We start from the raw sequence: 16235 nt of genomic DNA on the forward strand, positions 1-16235 counted from the left end.
CCTTCGCGGGCGTGATTTTATCCAAGGCGGCATTTTTGAATTCTGATGGAGATAAAGGCGACGCGAAAGGTCGGAATAATGATACAGGCCCACCGAGCGCAGCCAGGCCGGCAAGCCGTTAAGAAACACCGCAAGATTCCCTTTATGATTTCGGCCTATTCGTTTTCCAATGCGTAGTTCGAGTTTGAGTAAAATTGTAGCGGTTGGCGTGCTGCTGGCTTTGCCGGCCTGCGCGACGCCGCCCAACCATATCAACAATGTCTGCGCCGTCTTCGACCAGAACGACGGCTGGTTCGACAACTGGCAGTCGGCCGCCGAGCGCGCCTCGCAGAAATACGGCGTCCCTGTCCCCGTGCTGATGGCGACGGTGCGCAAGGAATCCGGTTTCAAGAGCAATGCCAGGCCGCCGCGTACCAAACTGCTCGGCTTCATTCCGTGGAAACATGTCTCGTCGGCCACCGGTTTCTCGCAGGCGCTCGACGGCACCTGGTCGCAATATCAGAGCGAAACCGGCAGCTGGGCGGCGCGGCGGACCAAGTTTGCCGATGCCGTCGATTTCGTCGGCTGGTATCATTCCAAGACATCAGACACGTTCGGCGTCGCCCGCAACGACACCTACAATCTCTATCTCGCCTACTATCTCGGCTGGACCGCCTACGGCCGCGGCAACCGTGGCGATGCCGGCGTGCAGGGCTATGCCAGGGCGACCGAAAAGATGGCCCGCGACTATGCCGAACAGCTGCAGCAATGCGGCAGCTGACGTTGCCAAGCGGTCTTGCAGCCACGCAGTTTGCGATCGAAGCGGAACTCAGCCATTCATTCGCTTGGGATCAGGTGGAGGATCGACCTCCCTCCCTTTACCGCTGCCGTCGACAGCTTTCGGTCAAACGTCGCCAATTGGCCGTCACGCGCCTTGGCGAGTCCCAACAGATAGCTATCCGTTACCTGTGCCGGGGTGAGGATCCTGGCTGCATCGATGTCGTTGGAACCGACAAGGCTGATCTCGTCAGGCCAGAACTGATGTCCTGAAAGGGCATGCAGCTTGCCGACAATCTGCGCCACCACGGCGGGCGAACCCGGAGAATTGGGGTATTTCGGGTTGCTTACAATCCTGATGACGCCATTCTCGGTAATGGGACATGTTGCCCATGATAAATGCCCGGTGGATTGGAACCACCGATGGGCATCTTCATGCGCGACGTGAGCCGGATCGATCAACGCAATCAACACATTGACGTCGAGCAGGAAGGTCACGGCAATTCGTCGCGAAGCGCATTGACCATTTCGAGATCGACCATCGGGCCGTCGGGCCGCGATGCAAGCAAGGGGATGCCGTTGCGTTCACCGCCGGTCGGGGGCCTGCGCAGTGAGCGGCGAGCCAGATCGGAAATGACGTCGCCAACGCTGCGATCCTGCTGTCGCGCCATGGCCTTGGCCGCAAGTAGGACATCGTCATCGATTGCAAGTGTGGTTCTCACAACATGCTCCCTACCGCGCATCAAACATCACGCATCACATAAAGCAATGGACAGCAATATTCAAGCGAACGTAGCTGTCGTTCCTTGAGCTATGGCGACGCTGCGGCAATGCGCCAACGAGCGGCATTGCCTCTATGGCTGGTCAGCTCGGCTTCTTGCCATGCGGGCGCTTCGGCGGTTCGCCGGCGAAACCGGGGCCGATCCCATCCGGTGCGTCTTCCGGCACGCCCTCATGCGCTGCGTGTTCCCTGTCGAACTTGATCACCGGCTCCATCGTCGCCAGCACATCGTCCGACAGCCAGCACAGGCTCATATGGCCATCGCCGAGATGCTTCACCGGCGGCACCTTGGTCTCGCACAGATTGTCCGGCACCAGCCTCTTGTAGCCGCAGCGCGTCTGGAACGGGCAGCCGCTCGGCGGGTTCATCGCCGACGGGATATCGCCTTCGAGCACGATGTGCCGTTTGACCACGCTGGTGTCGGCGATCGGGATCGCCGACAGCAGCGCCTCTGTGTAGGGGTGATAGGGTGGCGCGAAGATCTGGTCGGTCGTGCCCTGCTCGACGATGTAGCCGAGATACATGACGACGACGCGGTCGGCGATGTAGCGCACGACGGACAGATCGTGGCTGATGAACAGCATCGTCGTCTTGTTCTTGCGCTGGATGTCCATCAGCAGCTCGGTCACGGCCGCCTGCACCGAGACGTCGAGTGCCGACACCGGCTCGTCGGCCACCACCACCTTGGCATCGCCGGCAAAGGCACGCGCCACGCCGATGCGCTGCTTCTGGCCGCCCGACAACTGGCGCGGCTTGCGTGTCTCGAAGGCCCGCGGCAGCTTCACCAGGTCGAGCAATTCCAGCATGCGCTTGCGCCGCTCGGCGACATTGTTGCCGACTTTGAATTTTTCCAGCGTGCGGATGATCTGCGAACCGACGGAGTGGCTGGGATTGAGTGTATCGAACGGGTTCTGGAACACCATCTGGATCGACGACACCGTTTCGACGCTGCGCTTTTCGATGCCGGTCGACTGGATCTCCTTGTTGCCCAGCGTCACTGTGCCGGCACTTGCCGTCTCCAGCCCCAGCAGGACCTTGGCCAGTGTCGACTTTCCACAGCCGGACTCGCCGACGATGGCGACGGTCTCGGATTCGCGCGCCATGAACGAGATCGTCTCATTGGCCTTGACGACGCGGCCTTCGCTGGAGCCGAACACTTCGCTGCCGCCGACCTTGTAGTATTTTCTCAAATCCTCGATCTTGAGCACCGGCGCGCCGGGCACGACCTTCTCATTGACCTTCTTGGCGCCGGGCGGCAGCGCTTCCCAGTCGATCTCGTTGAAGCGCACGCAGCGCGAGAAATGCCCTTCGTGACCGGCGACTTCGATCATCGGGATTTCGGCGGCATTGCAGACGCCCTCGACGAAATGGTGGCAGCGCGGCCCGAAATTGCAGCCCTTGGGCCGCTCATGCGGCAGCGGCAACTGGCCGGGGATAGAGATCAGCGGCCGCGAATTCTTGTCGGCGCCCGGCAGCGGGATCGAGCGGAACAGCCCTTGCGTATAGGGGTGACGCATCCGGTCGAACACGTCCTTGATCTTGCCGGTCTCGACCGCTTCGCCCGAATACATCACCGTAATGCGGTCGCAGGTCTCGAGGATGAGGCCCAGATTGTGCGACACGAAGATCATCGACGTGCCGAACTTCTCGCCCAGCCCCTTGACCAGTTCGACGATGCCGGCCTCCACCGTCACGTCGAGCGCCGTCGTCGGTTCGTCGAGCAGAAGCAGCGCCGGCTTCGACAGCAGCGCCATGGCAATGACGATGCGCTGCTGCTGGCCACCGGACAGCTGGTGCGGATAGGAACGCATCATCCGTTCGGGATCGGGCAATCTCACCGAGCGCACCATTTCGAGCGCCCTTTTGTAAGCCTCTTCCTTCGACACCTTGTCGTGGATCAGCGGCACTTCCATCAATTGCTGGCCGACCTTCATCGCCGGATTGAGGCTCGCCATCGGCTCCTGGTAGATCATGGCGATCTTGTTGCCGCGGATGGAGCGCAACTCCTCGTCGGACAGCTCGCCCATGTCCTTGCCCTGGAACTTGATCTTGCCGCCGACAATCTTTCCGATGTTGGAGAGGTCGCGCATGATGCCGAGCGACACGGTCGACTTGCCGCAGCCGGACTCGCCGACGATGCCCATGGCTTCGCCCGGCATCACCGTGCAGGAAAAGTCCATGACGGCGGGGATCTCGCCCTTGCGGGTGAAGAAGGAGATCGACAGGTTCTCGATCTCGATGATCGGCGCAGCGCTTGGCCCAAGGGTCGGCTTGCCGGGATTTCGAACTGCCTCATTCATGGGTCGCTCCAATCCTATTTTCATGCTCGCGGGCCGACCCGCAGATCAGTCTTTCATCGATTGTTCGCGCAGCGAGTCGGCAAGCAGGTTCAAGCCCAGCACGAACGACATCAGCGCGATGGTCGGCGGCAGCGCCGGGTGGATGAAGGAGCGCAGCAGGCGGCTGGCGTCCTTGATTGCGGTGCCCCAGTCAGGGCTCTCCGGCGCCAGGCCCAGCCCGAAATAGCCGAGCGTGCCGAGCAGGATCGTGGTGTAGCCGATGCGCAGGCAGGCATCGACGATCAGCGGCCCGCGCGCATTGGGCAGGATCTCCCACAGCATGATGTACCAGGGCGATTCACCGCGCGTCTGCGCCGCCGCCACATAGTCGCGCGTCTTGATGTCCATCACCAGGCCGCGCACGATGCGGAATACGCCGGGGCTGGAGGCGAACACCACCGCCACGAAGATGTTGAGCTGGTTGGGATCGATGTGGATGATCTTGAACGGATCGGCGTCGAACACCAGGCCGGCATAGACCCAGCCGCCGATGATCAGCGTCAGCCCGAGCAATATATAGAGGCGGTCCGGCCGGTTCTTGTAGCGCGTCCAGAACAGCACCGAAAAGAAGATGATCGGGAACAGGAAGAACAGCCCGGCCATGGCGTAGGGGATCGGCGTATCCATGATGCCCGGCGTCACCAGCAGGTAAAACAGCAGGATCACCGGGAAGGCCAGCACCAGATTGGCCAGGAAGGACAGCACGGTGTCGATCCGGCCGCCATAGTAACCGGCGGGCAGACCGAGCGTGATGCCGACCATCAGCGCGAAACCGGTCGCAGCCGGTGCGATGATCAGCACGATCTGGCTGCCATAGACCATGCGCGAAAAGACATCGCGGGCGAGCTTGTCGCCGCCGAAATAGTAGATGAGTTTCGATACCGGCTCGAGCGCGCCCGGCAGCGCATCCTTCATGATCGGGACCTGGGCGAGCGGATCGAAGGGCGCGACGGTCGACGCGAAGATTGCCGTGAACAGCCAGAACAGGCAGATGCCGACACCGACTATGCCGACGCCGCTATCGAACAGCTGGCCGTAGAGGCCGAGCCTTTTCTTGTAGGTGGAGCTCACCCCCATCACCAGGGCAAGCCCTAACCAGACCGGCCAGAAACGCCCAATCACGCCGAGCACGACATTGAAGGCACCGATATATTCGACCTGCATCTGCCCCAGCCCCCTATTGAACTCTGATACGCGGATTGAGGAACGCGTAGCCGACATCCGAGATGAGCTGCGTGATCAGCACGATGAACACCGAGACCAGTGAACAGCCAAGCAGCAGATCGATGTCGTTGTTGCCGGCGGCCTCGACCAGCGTGTAGCCAAAGCCCTGGTAGCGGAACATCACCTCGACGATGACGACGCCGGTAAGCAGCCAGGGAAATTGCAGCATGATGACGGTGAAGGGCGCAATCAGCGCATTGCGCAGCGCGTGCTTGACGACGACGCTGCCGAAGGAAAGCCCCTTCAGCCGGGCGGTGCGGATATATTGCTGCGTCATCACCTCGACCATCGAGGCGCGTGTCATGCGGGCGATGTAGCCGATGCCGTAGATCGCCAGCGTCATCACCGGCAGGGTGAAATTGTAGAAGGTGATGCCCTGGCTTGCCGAGGCGGCCGAACCGTTCAGCCAGCCGAGCCAGGAGGCGAAGATGACGGTGAAGATGACGCCGGACACATATTCGGGCGTCGCCGTCGACGCGATTGATGCGACGGACAGCGTTCGGTCCGTTCGCGAGCCCTCGCGCATGCCGGCCAGGATGCCGATCAGCAGCGAAATCGGCACCATCACCAACAGCACGCAGAGCATCAGGATACCGGTGGCGGCGAGTGCGGGGAAGAGCTTTGACGCAACGGAGGTTTTGAACTTGGTCGAGCAGCCGAAATCACCTTCCAGGATGCCGGAGAATTTCGGCTCCAGCGGATCGTTGCAGAAGGAGAAACGCTGCGTCGGCTTGCCGGTCGCCGGATCGGTCACCGGTTGCTTCGGGACGACGCCCAGCCATTGCCCGTAGCGCACGAAGAAGTTCTGCCGGTAGCCATGGTTGACCAGCCAGCTTTCGAGCTGTTCGGCCGATGTGTGCATTTCGGTCTGGCTGATCGCCAGCTTCTTCAAATTCGGCTCGAGGTTGATCAGGAAGAAGACGATCATCGTCAGGCACAGCATCGTCAATGCCATGGTGCCGAGACGCCTGATTACGAAAGAAAGCATGGCGGTCCCCTGCCGGTCTGGTTGGGGTTGGAGCCAGTTCGAAAAACCAGCTTTGCCGCTGCCGGCAGAGTTGGCCGTCAAATCGGCACTCGGATGCAATCAACCCAGTTTTATTGAACGGTCTTTCAGGAAAGTCCGCAACTTTTTGCTGCGGCGGCTTCCGGTTCTGGGCCATGCGAGGCGTGACGGGAAGGAGCGAAGCGCCCCTTCCCTGACGTTCCAATCACGCCTGGTCGAGCCAGACCTTGCCGTAATCGCGCTCGAAGGTCGGATGCATCTTGTAATTCTGCACCGCCTTGACCGAGTGGCTGTAGAGCTTGCGCCAGTATGGCTGGATCATGATGCCGGAATCCTGCAGGATCTGCTCGATGTCCTTCATCATCTCCTTGCGCTTGGCCGCATCGGCAACGGCCAATGCTGCATTGAGCTTGGCATCCCATTCGGGGTTGGAATAGGCCGACTCGTTCCACGCCTCGCCGGTGCGGTAGCCGATCGCCAGAACCTGGACGCCGAGCGGGCGCATGTTCCAGTTGGTCATGGACAGCGGATACTTGGTCCAGTCGTTCCAGAACGTCGAGCCCGGCAGCACCGTGCGCTTTACCTTGAGGCCGGCGTCGCGCATCTGCGCGGCGATGGCGTCGCCGGTATTCTTGTGCCAGTCTTCGTCGACCGTGATCAGCTCATGCTCGAAGTCGGCCTGGCCGGCTTCCGCCATCAGCGCCTTGGCCTTGGCCGGATCGCGAGCGACTTTGGGCAGCTCGTAATATTCCGGGTGGATTTGGCAGACATGGTGGTTTTCAGCCACCGTGCCGGCATTTCCGTAGCCAAGCTGCAGGACGACATTGTTGTCGACCGCGAGTTGCAGCGCGTTGCGTACCTTCTGGTCGCCGTAAGGCTTGTTGTTGATGTTGGTGCGGCACACGATGGTCGACGCGGTGACGATTTCGGACTTGACCAGGTCCAGTCCGTCGAGGATCGACACATAGTCGGCCGAGGTCTCGAAATTCGTATGGACTTCGCCGGCCTCGAAGGCACTGACCATGGCTGCCGGATCGGTGCCGTAGTCGACGAATTCGATGCCGTCGAGGAACACCTCGCCGTCCCACCACTTGTTGTCCTCGCGGCGCTTGTAGACCACCTTCTGGCCGACATCGTAGGAGACGAGCTCGAACGGGCCGGTACCGATCGGGCAGGCTTTGAAGTCGCCGCCCTTCTCGTCGAAGCTCTTGTGCACGATGAGGCCGGGATAGTCGCACATGTTCGGAATGAGCGCGATGTCGGCCTTGCCGAGCTTCAGCTTGACGGTGTGGTCGTCAACCTTGGTCACGGCACTTTCGTCGAGTTTGTCGTCCTTGACCAGCGTGCCGAGACGGCCAGGCATCGAATTGCCCTCGGCCTTCTTGTCGGCCCAGCGCTTGAGATTGAAGATGACGTCATCGGCGGTGAAGGCATCGCCATTCGACCAGGTCACACCCTTGCGCACATGCAGCGTGTACTCGGTGGCGTCGTCGTTGACCTCCCAGCTCTCCAGAAGGTACGGGCGGAACGTGTATTCGCTGGTGTACTTGACCAGCGGCTCAAGCGCCTGGCGCTCGGCATTGGCGATTTCCGACCAATCGGCCTTGCGTGGATCCTTGGGATCCTTGACCCATTGCGCGACTTTCAGGATGCCGCCCTTCTTGCCCTGCACCTCTTCGGCCCTGGCTTGGGTCGGCACGGCTACGCCGAGCATGCCGTAGGCCATCGCAGTCGACGCGCCGAACACGCTGGCCAAGGCGAGGAACTCGCGGCGATCGACTTTGCCTGCCTTGGCTTCTTCGGCCATGGCCAGGATGTGATCGGGAACGCGATCGCCATTACTCTTGTAATTTGTCATACCTTAACTCCCATTGTTGGCTTTCCGCCTTTTAACATTCCGCATCCCTGCCGTGATGTCAAAGACGGCATGGCTACGGAACCTGTTAGGGAATGTGCAACTTTGAAAAGGGAGCGGTTCGCGTGATAACGACAGACTTGGCGCAAAAGTGCTAGCGCGCCCAGATTCCGCCGGAATCTGCTTAGGCGAGTAACTGATACATTTGGGCGGGTTGAGACAGCGCCAGTTCCGGCGGCGGTAAGGGCCAGGAACTCAATATTCCTTTTCGTAGAATATGCCGCCCTTGGCCTCGCCGCCATCGTTAGCCTCGCCACGCAGCTTGACGCCGCGCCCGACATTGAGGTCGATCGTCGCCTTGCCCGATCCTGGCCTGTCGCCTTTCTGGATCGTCACATAGGTGCGGTCATTGAGATACTTGCCCGCCGACACGGCCGTCCCGCCCTGGTCATCGGTGGTCACATCCAGGTCGTCGACGCCGATTGCACTGCGCAGGTTTTCGAGCAGCGAGGTCGAGCCGCCGACGCCGGCCAGTTGGCCGGCGGCCTCGGCCAGTTGCGCGATCTGCAGCGGCGACAGGTTCGACATAGAGCGGCCGAAAATCAGCTGCGCCAGCACCTCGTCCTCGGGCAGCGCCGGCACCGATGAGAAGTCGAATTTCGGATTGGTCGCTTCGCCCGAGACGACGATGGTGACGGTGGCGCTGGTCGTGGTCGATGTCGCGGTCAAGTTGAGGTAGGGTACCAGCGACCCCGAAAAGCCGACCGTGCCTTCGGTAAAGGTCAGCCGCTTGCCGAGGATCGACAGCCGCCCACGCTGCAAGGTGAAGGTGCCGACCGCCTGCGGCGAAGCCGCCGGGCCGGTCAGCCTCAGCGAACCGCCGAACTCGGCATCGACACCCCTGCCCTGGATGAAGATCTGGTTCGGCGCATTGACCGTGACGTCGAGGACAAGCCCACTGCCGCCACCACCGCTGGCCGCCGCCGGTCGCAAGGCCTTGTCCTGCGCCCGCACGCTGGCGGGGGCGTTCTTGTGCTTGACACCGAGCGCTGCCAGCGAGCCCGGCAGCTTATCGGGAACGGTGATGACGGTCTTGGCCAGGTTGACGGTGCCCGAAATCACCGGCGCCGAGGTGAGCGGCCCCTTGATGGTCAGGTCGCCGCCGAGATTGGCTGTCACCACCCTGCCGTCGGTATAGCGGCCGTCAACCAGCTTGATAGACAAATCGGCTGGGAAACCTTGCGCCGGATTGATGCCGAGTGTGCCGGAGGCCGACAGGCTGCCGCGTGTCGACAGCGTGCCGGTTAGCCGGTTGACCCGGGCAACGCCGTTGCCGATCGAAATGTCGGCGGCAATGTCATTGACGGCAAGGCCGGAGCGCGCGTCGACCAGGCGGGCGCCCGACGTGCTGACCGTGCCGCCGATCACCGGCGACGCCGCCGGGCCGCGCATCTGGATATTGACGTTGGCGGTGCCGCTGAGCGACAGGCCTTGCGCCGCAAGCTTGGCGGCCAGGAAGGAAAATGGCACCTTGCCGTTGAAGTCGAGCACCAGCGCTGGTGTGCCGGCCGTCGTCACCGTACCGCCGCCCTTGAGGCCAAGCCCGGCGCCGTCGCTGATGTCGGCGTTGAAGGTGAGCTTCTTGCCGGCGAATGTTCCCGACGAAGAGATATTCATGCCGCCAAGACCGGCGCTGCGCGTCTGCGAGGTCTGCACCCCACCAGCATCGATATCGAAGGCGACAGTCGGATTGCCCGGCGCGCCGGTTACCTTGACTGTTCCCGAAATCGAACCGGCGGCCTGGAGGCCCGGCGAAAAACTGTTGGCGAGTGAGGCCGGCACCTTCGACAGTGCGGCACTGATGTCGAGTGCCTGCCCGACCTTGCCGGTCACCGTCGCCGTGCCGCCACCGAGATTGAGCACCAGCTTGTCCAGCGTCGTGGTGCCGTTGGCGATGCTGACGGTCGAGGCCTGGGCGATGGCCGCCTTGATGCCCTGCACCGTGGCCTGGCCGGAAGCGAGTTCGATGGTGGTGGTGCCGCCAGCCACCTTTACCCTGCCCGCAGCCTTCGCCGGAATGCCCTTGACGGTGGCGCCGCCGGAAAACCCGGTCCAGTCGCCGTCGTGCTTCAAATCGACATCGATGCCGCTGATGGCGGTGCCGCCGGAAATGACGCTGTCGGCGCGAATTTTGCCCGAGATGACCGGCGCGGCGAGATAGTTGGCGACCAGCGCATCGATCGACACCGTCTTCGCCTGCAGGTCGCCGCGCGTAATCGAAGCGGTCGCAGCCTTGACGGCGACGTTCGGGCCATCCGCGGTCTTGGAGAATGCAATAGTGCCGCGCACATCGCCTTCGGCCTTTTCCAGCGCCAGCGCCGCCAGCGGTCCGATATCGGGCAGGTCGAGCGCGATGGTGCCGACCGGCACGAAAGCCTCGTCGAGCGCAAGGTCGCCGGAAATCCTGTTCTTGCCGAGTGACAGCAGCAGGCCGTTGATGGCGCTCTTGCCGTCGGCAGTCGCCAGCACCGCGCTGCCTTGCAGTGCCTGCCCCGCGACATTGCCGGTCAGTTGCACATTGGCTGCCGGGTTCGCGGCATCGGCCTTGCCGGTCGCAATCAGCTTAAGTCCGGTGATTTCGCGTTCCGCCACCAGCAGGCGGTCGCTGTTGACCGTCAGCGACAGGTCCGGCGCCAGGCTGGGCCCCTGCGCGTTGAGTGCAAAGCTGATCGCGCCTTTGGCATCTTTCGACAACAGCGAGATGTCGGCCAGTGCACCCTTGATATCTGCGCTAAGCTTGTTGTCGGCGAGGCTGGCCTGACCGTCCGCGGTCAGTGCGCCCGACGCCAGCGTGACCGGATTGGCGCTGACATTGCCATTGGCATCCCGCTTCAGCGTGGCGCTGAGCTCCGTGCGCTCTGCCAGCACGCTGCGCGCCGCAGCCGGCAATGCCGCCGACAGCACGTCGGCGTTGAGGTTGAGGTCGATTGCTCCATCGGCAATGCCGACACGGCCATTGAAGGCACTGCCCAGCGCATCGCCCTGCACCGAGCCGCTGTCGATGGTAATCGCATCGGCCGCCAGGCTGCCCGCGACCTTGGCGGTGATTTTGCCGACGATCAGCGGCGCGATGGTCGGATTGTCTAGACCGATCTTGTCCGCCGTCACCGTGCCCGAGATCGGACCGGTTCGGCTTTTCATATCAAATGCATCGGAATGCAGCGCAAGCGCAATGCCCTCGACCTTGGCGTCATCCGTCGCCACCGAAGGCAGTACCGCCGAGATGTCGAGCTTGGCTTGCGCAGCCTGCCCGGCCGCCTTCACCGACAGCGCCTGCAATTCGAGCTTGATCGGGCTTTCCGCGCTGCCCAGCGTCAACGGCAGGCTCGGACCCGACGATGTCAGATCGAGCGCGAAATCGCTGGCGCCGTTCGGGTTGACGGTGCCGGCGGCCTTGCCGGAGATTTTTTGGCCCGACAGCGTCGCCTTATCCAGCACGACGCCGCCGGCCGTCGAATAGCTGCCGGCCGCATCGACATCGAGCGGTCCGAGCCCGGCCTGACGGGTCTGGCTGGTCTCGGCGCCGGCCAGTTTTGCATTAAAGCGAATGTCGGGATTTGCTGACGGCCCGGTGATTTGCGCCGTGCCGTCGAGCGTGCCCGCGGCATCGAGGCCGGGCGAAAAGCCATTGGCAAGCGCAGCCGGCAGCGCCGAGAAGGTCGCCGCCAGATCGAGCGTCTGGCCCGCCGTGCCCGACAGCGTCACTGAGCCGCCGCCGAGATCGACTACCAGCCTTTGAATGTTGGTTATGCCATCGGCAATGGTCAGGCTCGACGGCTCGGCGATCGCCACCTTGATGCCGCGCACCGTCGCCTCGCCGGACGCGACCTCGACGCTGGTCGCGCCCCCGGCAATCTTCGCCCGCCCGGCAGCTGTCGCCGGAATGCCTGATATGGTTGCGCCGCCGGTGAAATTCGTCCAGTCGCCGTCACGCTTGAGGTCGACGCCGATGCCACTGACGACGGTCGTTCCCGAGGTCACGCTCTCGGCCTTGATCGTGCCGGAGATCGCAGGGCTGTTGAGATAGTTGGCGATCAGTGCGCTGACGGTGACTGCCTTGGCTGCCACATCACCGCGCGCGATCGACACGCTGGCTGCATTGATGGTGACAGTGGGAGCCTCGCCGTCTTTGGCGAACACCACGGTGCCGCCGATATCGCCGGCCGCCGTCTGCCCGGCCAGCGACGCCAGCGGCGCGATATCGGGGGCGGAGATCGTCAGCGTCCCCAGCGGCAGGAATTTTTCATCGAGCGTGAGGTCGCCCGACACCTTGTTGTCGCCCAGCGCTACGCTGAGCCCCTTGATGGAGCGCTTGCCATCGCTCGTCACCAGCGCCGCCTTGATGGCGAGCGGCTGTTCGTCGACCGCGCCGGTCAGCGAGACATCTGCGGCCGGGCTCACAATGTCGGCCTTGCCCGATGCGGTCAGCTTGATGTCCTTGACGGTGCGGCCGGAGGCCGTCAGGCTGGCACTGTCGGCCGAAACCGAGAAATCCGGTGCGTTGCGCGCGCCGCTTGCCGTCAGCGCGAAATCGACCCCGCCGGCGATCGGCACGCCGACCAGCGAAGACAGCACCGAGACGTCGCCGAGCTTGCCCTTGATGTCGGCCTGGATATCGCTGCCTTGCGCGCTGGCGGTGCCGCTGGCGCTCAGCGAACCGGAAGTGAGTTCGATCGAGTTGGCGGCGAAAGAGCCCTGCGGATCGCGCGTCGCGGTCGCCGAGAATTTGACCCGTTCGCCAAGCAGCGAACTGATCTGCGGCGGCAGCGCCGTCGACACAGCATCCGCATTCATCTTCAGCGTCATGGCGAGATCGGCCAGCGTCACCTTGGCCGTCAGCCCGGCATTGAGAGCATCGCTGCGCAGCGTGCCTTCATCGAGCGAGATCTCATCCTTGCTGATCGAGCCGGAAAGAGAGGCCGTCAGCTTGCCGGTGACCAGCGGGGCCAGTGTCGCGACGTCGGTCTTCAGCCCGGCCGCCGCCAGCGACACGCTGACCGGGCCGCTGCGGTTCTCGATGTCGAAACCGTCGGAATGGATCCGCGCATCGAGATTGTTCACCTGAGAACCGCCCGCAACTACCGACACGAGCGAAGCGCCGGCATCGATCATCGGCGCCTTGCCGTCACCGAAGGCGCGCGCGGTCACATTGTTGATGGCCACCATGATCGGCTGCGCCTGGGTACCGACATTGACCGTGACCGGCTTGGCTTTGGCCACGAGTTCGACCGAAAGGTCGCTGGCGCCCTTGGGGTCGACCATGCCGGCAGCGGTACCATGAACTGCGTCGCTCTCGATCGCAGCGCGCTCGATGTCGACGCCGCCGGCCGCGGTCGCCGTGCCGGCTAGGTCGAAGCTGGTCTTGCCGGCAAACAGCGACTTGAACCGTTCCGGCAGGAAGCCTTCGAACGAACCGTCGCCCTTGGCCTCGATCCGGTTGCCCTTGTCGGTGAGCTGGTGCCGGCCGGTGAGCTGGGTAACGATCTGACCGTCGACCATGAAGGTGCCGATGCCGCTCCAGTTGGCCAGCGGCCCGGTGCCCGAGACGACGATGTTGACCGGCGGCGCGCCGGGTAGCTTGAGCAGGTTGGCGATGATGCCGCCGGCCGGCTCGGAAGCCTTGAGATCGAGGTCGAGCTTGTTTTCATCCGGCGCGAAGTGGATGTTGGCGTCGACATTGCCTTGCTTGCCGTCATGGCGGGTAACGTTGAGCACCGTCTGGATCGCCAGCGGCGACGCATCGACTTTTGCCGATCCTTTGGCTGCAAGTTCGGCAATACCGCTGCCGGCAAGTTGCTGGCCGAGCGCGATCTCCGGCAAATCGATCGCTCTGATATCAAGCGAAACCGGCAGGCCGCCCGACCCGCTCTTGCTCGGCTCGGTGCTCGCCACAGGCAGCCGTGCCAATTCTATCCGTTCGGCCGCTATGCGGTCGGCGCTGAAATTCTTCGACAGCAGCGCCAGCGGCGACCAGTCGATGGCCACCTTGCGGGCCACCAGCCAGGCGCCCTCGCGGTCTTCCAGCACGACATGGTCGACCGTCAGCGCGCCGGACCAGATACCGTTAATGCCGCTGACCGTGACTTTGCTGTCCCTTGACGAGGCCATGTCAGAGATGATGCCGGCGAGATTTTCGCGGCCGCGCTCGGTCTTGGTCAGCACGACCAGCGCGCCGATGCCCGCCGCCGCCACGATCAGCAGCGTGTAGAAAAACAGGCGAAGGATGCGTTTCAAAATCTTCATCGTCAGAACGCCTGTCCGATCCCGGCATAGATGCCGAAACGCGGGTCGCCACGGTCGCGGTTGAGCGGCACGGCGGCGTCGATGCGCAGCGGCCCGAACGGCGTGATGTAGCGCAGGCCAACGCCCGCGCCGACCTTCACGTCGGAAAAGTCCGGCGTCGCTGTGGTCGAGACAGTGCCGGCGTCGACGAACGGCACGATGCCGATCGTGTCGGTCAGCGCAATGCGCATTTCGACCGATGTTTCGAAGAAGGAAAGCCCGCCGATCGGCTGATTGTCGATGTCCTTCGGTCCGATGCCCTGATAGGCATAGCCCCGCACCGAGCCGCCACCGCCGGAATAGAAGCGCCTGTCGGCTGGAACGTTCTGAAGGCCGGTGCCGACGATCGAACCCAGCGCGACGCGTTCGGCAAGCACGAATTTCGAGGCCGTGTCGAGCGACTGATAGGCCGACCCCTCGCCCCTGAGCTTGAGGAAGGCGGCGCCGCTCAGAATGTCGTAGCTCGGTTCGGCATAGGCCAGAACCCTGAAGCCGCTGGTCGGATTGAGCCGGTTGTCCCTGTTGTCATAGACATATTGCAGCGGAATGCTGGCGATCAGGTATTTGTGCTTGCCGAAGGCGTCGGTGATCCTGGAATAGTCCAGCGCGATTTCAGCCGAAACCGTCTGCTTCTTGTCGATCTCATAGGACAGGCCGGTGCTGCCCTTGACCGAGAAATGGTCGTAGGCATCGGGATGTTCGAGGACGGTCTTGACGCTGGCGATGAATTTCGAAGCCGGCCCGATCACGCCCGGCTTCTCGAACATGATGCCGGCATTGTAGTTGAGCTCGCTGAGATCGTTGCTGCCGATGCCGCTGATCTTGCCCTCGATGCGCAGCTTTTCGGCCCGGCCGAACAGATTTCGGTGGCCCCAATAGCCTTCCAGGCCTAGCCCTTCGGTGTTGGAGAAAGTGCCGCCGACGCCGAAATAGCGCGGTTTGCGCTCGCTGACCTGAACGCCGATCGGAATGTTGCCGTCGGCGTCGAGACTGTCGGCTTCCTTCAGCGTCACGCTGTTGAACACTTCGAGCCTCAGCAGCCGGTCGCGGGCATCGTCGATCTCGTCGGGCGAATATTGCCGGCCGCGTTTCAGCCCGGTCATATATTCGGTGAACTCGCGATTGACCTTCTCGGTGCCATCGACGGTGGTGTCGCCATAACCGGCAACCGGCCCGGCGGCCACCGTCAGCGTCACGTCGAGCGTCGAGGTGGTGTGCTCGGCCACGACCTGCCTGTCGGTGATCCGGGCCAGCGGCCGGCCCTCCTGCTTCAGCGCCCGCACGATCAGCGCCTCGGCCTTGAGCACGGCGCCCGAGCCGGCATCGCCGCCGGCTATCAGGCCGAAATCGGCGCTCGCCAGCCCGGCGGCATCGCCCTCCAGCCGAATATTGCCGAGCGTGAATTTGGGCCCGCTCGAGATGCTGATCACCACCGGGATCGGCTGCGGACCCGTAAATTCGGCATCGGGCGGCAAATCGTCGAGCGCCTTGCCCTGGATGGTGATGGTAACGACGCCTTCATAACGGGCGTCGGCATAAAGCGCGGCGACCAGCTGTTCGCGGTCGCTACGCGCCTTTGCCAAAAGGCCGAGCGAGCCGGAAACCGGGCGGTCTTCGTCGGATTTCAGCGACGAGGCGTTTTCGAGCTTCTTGACTAGGTCCTTGTCGGCATCGGGCGCTTCGATGGTCACCACATAGCGCAGCGGGTCGACGATATCGGCGTCCTCGTCATTCGAAGAGCCCCACAATTTGATGCCGAAGAGCTCGAAGGCGGCCGCCGACCCCGATTCGGCAACGAGCACGGTCGAGCACGCCAACGCCACAATCAGCGCACGCGAAAGCGTGCGCCGTGGCGCACTTACCTTCGACATCTGCGCTTCATACGCCGGCATCAGGACAACCTAGGTTACAAAACTAAAATTGGAATGAAGT

9 protein-coding genes are annotated in these 16235 nt (G+C 62.9%); 1 reads left to right on the forward strand and 8 read right to left on the reverse strand.

Translation table 11 applies throughout. The features are described 5' to 3' along the window. The first annotated feature begins 169 nt into the window (after nucleotides 1-169). Nucleotides 170-760, forward strand: a complete 591-nt coding sequence (locus tag NKI96_RS07535; protein ID WP_023707714.1) for a transglycosylase SLT domain-containing protein — start codon at nucleotides 170-172, stop codon at nucleotides 758-760. A 56-nt stretch (nucleotides 761-816) separates the two neighbouring features. Here the strand turns inward: NKI96_RS07535 and NKI96_RS07540 are convergent, their stop codons facing one another. The 8 genes from NKI96_RS07540 to NKI96_RS07575 form a co-directional block, all read right to left on the reverse strand. Beyond that, nucleotides 817-1254 (reverse strand): TA system VapC family ribonuclease toxin, encoded by a 438-nt coding sequence (locus tag NKI96_RS07540; RefSeq protein WP_023682204.1) that lies wholly within the window; start codon nucleotides 1252-1254, stop codon nucleotides 817-819. After that, complete coding sequence (locus NKI96_RS07545) at nucleotides 1251-1478, reverse strand: hypothetical protein (protein ID WP_023668191.1); 228 nt, start codon at nucleotides 1476-1478, stop codon at nucleotides 1251-1253. The genes NKI96_RS07540 and NKI96_RS07545 overlap by 4 nt, the downstream gene beginning before the upstream one ends. A gap of 142 nt (nucleotides 1479-1620) precedes the next feature. Then, on the reverse strand, nucleotides 1621-3837 hold the full coding sequence (locus NKI96_RS07550; protein ID WP_023804942.1) for a dipeptide ABC transporter ATP-binding protein: 2217 nt from the start codon (nucleotides 3835-3837) through the stop codon (nucleotides 1621-1623). Between the two features lie 45 nt (nucleotides 3838-3882). Beyond that, entirely contained in the window at nucleotides 3883-5040 is a 1158-nt protein-coding gene (locus NKI96_RS07555; protein WP_352803588.1) for an ABC transporter permease, read from the reverse strand. A 13-nt stretch (nucleotides 5041-5053) separates the two neighbouring features. Beyond that, complete coding sequence (locus NKI96_RS07560) at nucleotides 5054-6088, reverse strand: ABC transporter permease (protein WP_023668188.1); 1035 nt, start codon at nucleotides 6086-6088, stop codon at nucleotides 5054-5056. A gap of 223 nt (nucleotides 6089-6311) precedes the next feature. Then, the gene (locus NKI96_RS07565) at nucleotides 6312-7964 is read right to left on the reverse strand and encodes an ABC transporter substrate-binding protein (RefSeq protein ID WP_352803591.1); all 1653 of its coding nucleotides are present in this window, start codon (nucleotides 7962-7964) and stop codon (nucleotides 6312-6314) included. 252 nt (nucleotides 7965-8216) lie between these two features. Then, nucleotides 8217-14264: a translocation/assembly module TamB domain-containing protein gene (locus tag NKI96_RS07570; RefSeq protein WP_352803593.1), complete on the reverse strand. Its 6048-nt coding sequence runs from the start codon at nucleotides 14262-14264 to the stop codon at nucleotides 8217-8219. A 2-nt stretch (nucleotides 14265-14266) separates the two neighbouring features. Further along, a complete protein-coding gene (locus NKI96_RS07575) occupies nucleotides 14267-16195 on the reverse strand; it encodes an autotransporter assembly complex protein TamA (protein ID WP_023725409.1) in 1929 nt (642 codons plus the stop codon). Nucleotides 16196-16235: the final 40 nt, after the last annotated feature.

Origin of the sequence: Mesorhizobium sp. M0292 (assembly GCF_040321695.1) — a bacterium.
Lineage (GTDB): Bacteria > Pseudomonadota > Alphaproteobacteria > Rhizobiales > Rhizobiaceae > Mesorhizobium.